The sequence below is a fragment of the Paraburkholderia piptadeniae genome, assembly GCF_900007165.1.
GTDB lineage: Bacteria > Pseudomonadota > Gammaproteobacteria > Burkholderiales > Burkholderiaceae > Paraburkholderia > Paraburkholderia piptadeniae.
On record NZ_CYGY02000075.1, the window covers coordinates 1 to 3,102 of the forward strand.

General features: G+C 63.1%; 2 protein-coding genes. Both read right to left on the reverse strand.

Annotated features, from left to right (window positions below):
• The coding region (locus BN2476_RS35220) for an efflux RND transporter permease subunit (RefSeq protein ID WP_160111813.1) at positions 1-1,664 on the reverse strand (1,664 nt) is incomplete at its 3' end.
• Positions 1,665-1,675: 11 nt separating this feature from the next.
• Complete coding sequence (locus tag BN2476_RS35225) at positions 1,676-2,827, reverse strand: efflux RND transporter periplasmic adaptor subunit (RefSeq protein WP_087738940.1); 1,152 nt, start codon at positions 2,825-2,827, stop codon at positions 1,676-1,678.
• Positions 2,828-3,102: the final 275 nt, after the last annotated feature.

Consider the following 3,102-nt stretch of genomic DNA (forward strand, 5'->3'; position numbering starts at 1 on the left):
TCCTCCTGCGGCGCAAGCTCCGATTTCGACGTCATGAAGAGATACACGGTGCCGCACAAAAGCAGCGCGCCCATCACGATGAACACGGGCCACGTGTCGAGCATCGCATGCAGAAGACGCCCATAGCCGCGATGCACGCGCTCGAACTGCCGGTCGACGAAGCGCGCGAAGCGGCCCGACTCCTGGTCGGTGCGGAAGAAGCGCGAGCACATCATCGGCGATAGAGACAGCGCGATCACGCCCGATACGGTCACGGCGCCCGCCAGCGTGAATGCGAACTCGGTGAAGAGCGCGCCCGTCAGTCCGCCCTGAAAACCGATCGGCAAGTACACGGCAACCAGCACGACCGTCATCGCGAGAATCGGTCCGCCGAGTTCGCGCGCGGCGATCAGCGCGGCTTCGAAGGGCTGCTTGCCTTCCTCCTTCATATGCCGGTCGACGTTCTCGACCACGATGATCGCATCGTCGACGACGAGCCCGATCGCGAGCACGAGCGCGAGCAGTGTCAGCAGATTGATCGAATAGCCGAGCAGTTGCATCACGAAGAACGTGCCGATCAGCGAGAGGGGCATCGCGATCACGGGCACGATCACCGCGCGGAAACTGCCGAGAAAAAGGAAGATCACGACCGTCACGATCAGCAGCGCTTCGACGAGCGTCTTCACCACTTCTTCGATCGCCGTGTTGATGAAGTCGGTCGCGTCGTAGACGATGTCGCCCGTCATGCCTGTGGGGAACTGCTTCTGCAGGTCCGGGAAAATCGTTCTCACGCGCTTCGCGACGTCGAGCACGTTTGCATCGGGCGCCACCTTGATGCCGATGAACACCGAACGTTTGCCGCTGAACGCGACGTTGAAATCGTAGTTGTCCGCGCCGAGCACCACGTTTGCGACATCTTCGAGGCGCACGATCGCGCCGTTCTTCTGCTTGACGACGAGCTTCTTGAAGTCGTCGACGGAATGCAGGTCCGTGCCCGCGTTCAGATCGACGCTGATCATCTGGCCTTTGGTCGTGCCGAGCGTCGCCAGATAGTTGTTGTTGCCGAGAGCCGTGAAGACATCGGCGGCCGTGACGTTGTGCGCGGCGAGCCGGTTCGAATCGAGCCAGGCGCGCAGCGCGAACTGACGGCCGCCGAGAATTTCCGCCGTCTGCACGCCCTGGATCGAATCGAGCTTCGGCTTCACGACGCGCAGCAGATAGTCGGTGACGTTGTTGCTCGGCAGCACGTCGCTGTAGAAGCCCATGTACATGGCGTCGGTGGTTTGGCCCACCTGCACGGTCAGCACCGGCTGCTGCGCTTGCGGCGGCAACTGGTTGCGCACCGACGCGATCTGCGTGTTGATCTCCGTCAGCGCACGATTCGAGTCGTAGTTCAGGCGCAGCGTCGCGGTGATCGTCGAGACGCCCGTGCTGCTCGTCGACGACATGTAGTCGATGCCCTGGGCCTGCGCGATCGCGGATTCGAGCGGCTGCGTGATGAAGCCGGCCATCGTGTCGGCACTCGCGCCGTAGTACGAAGTGGTGATCGTCACCACACCGTTTTCGGTCTGCGGATATTCGCCGACCTTCAGCGCGGATAGCGATCGCAAGCCGAGCACGAGTATCAGCAGACTCACCACCGATGCGAGCACCGGGCGTTCAATGAAGATGTCGGTGAATTTCATCGGGCGGCCTCTTATTGTTCCTGAGGCGTCGGGTTCGGGTTATCCGCCGGCAGCACGCGGTTGTCGATCACGAGCGGCGTGCCGTTCTTCAGCTTCAACTGGCCGCTCGTCACGACCTGCGCGCCTTCGCTGATGCCCTTGAGAATCGCGACCTGATCGCCGCGCGTCGGCCCAGGCGTGACGAACACCTGCTGCGCGACGGGCATGATCTTGCCTTGCGCGTTCTTTTGCGCGCCCGGCTTCACGACGAACACGGTCGCGCCGTAGGGGTTATAGGTGATCGCCGTTTGCGGCAAGGTCAGATAGCGCTGCACGGTGCCCGCGTCGATCTTCACGTTCGCATACATGCCGGGCAGCAGCTTGCGCTCGCGGTTGTCGACGGTCGCTTCGATCTGCACGTTGCGCGTCGTGCTGTCCACGCGCGGATTGATCGAGCGGATCTTGCCGTCGAACGTGCGGTTGCTGAACGCATTCGTATCGACGACGATCGCCTGGCCAACCTGCAATTGCCCGAGCTGCTGTTGCGGCAGGTAGAAGTCGGCGTAGATCGGATCGATGGCTTGCAACGTGACGATCGCATCGCCCGGATTGATGTACTGGCCCGGGTTGACCGTCGTGATGCCGACGCGTCCCGCGAAGGGCGCGCGTATCGTTTTCTTTTCGACGAGCGCGGCCTGCTGATCGACCTGGGCTTTCTTGCTCTTCAGGTCGGCGGCATCGGCGTCGAGTTGCGCCTTCGCAATCGCCTGAATGTCGAATTGCGCCTTGTCGCGCTTGTAGACGGTTTGCGCGAGTTCCGCAGCGGCCTGCAGCGACGCGAGCTGCGCGCGGTCCGAATTGTCGTTCAGGCGCACGAGCACCTGGCCTGCCTTCACCTCCTGGCCCGAGCCGAACGCGATTTCGCGTACGAGCCCGGCCACTTCCGTCGTCACGTCGACGCCGCGCACCGCGCGCAGGCTGCCCACGGCGGCAAGCTGCGGCTGCCACGTCTGATAGCCCGCGACAGCTGCCGTCACGGTCGCGGGCGGCACGGTATTGCTCGCCATGAATTTTTTGAGCATGTGCGCCCTGAACCGATTGAAGCCGACCAGCGCGCCGAGCAATACGCCCACGCAGATCAGCATGATGATCATCCGCCTGGTCATGGGTCTTTTCGTTGTCATCGTCGTCTTGTCCTTGCACGGCAAACTGCTCTGCATGGGACGGGAGTAAGCGCTGAAGCGCTAACTCCTGTCGACATGAGGCACAAACTCGTCCGGCGGCGCTGTCGTCGATCGCATGCGACGCGCGGCCATTGCAAAAGAATTCACTGCGGCGTCGCAGACGCCGGAGCGGCCGCTGGCGTGGCCTGGGCTGCCTGGCTCGTCGCCGTGTCGTTCCACCAGCCGCCGCCGAGCGCCTGGAACAACGCCGCCGTGTCCGCATAGCGCGCGGCCTG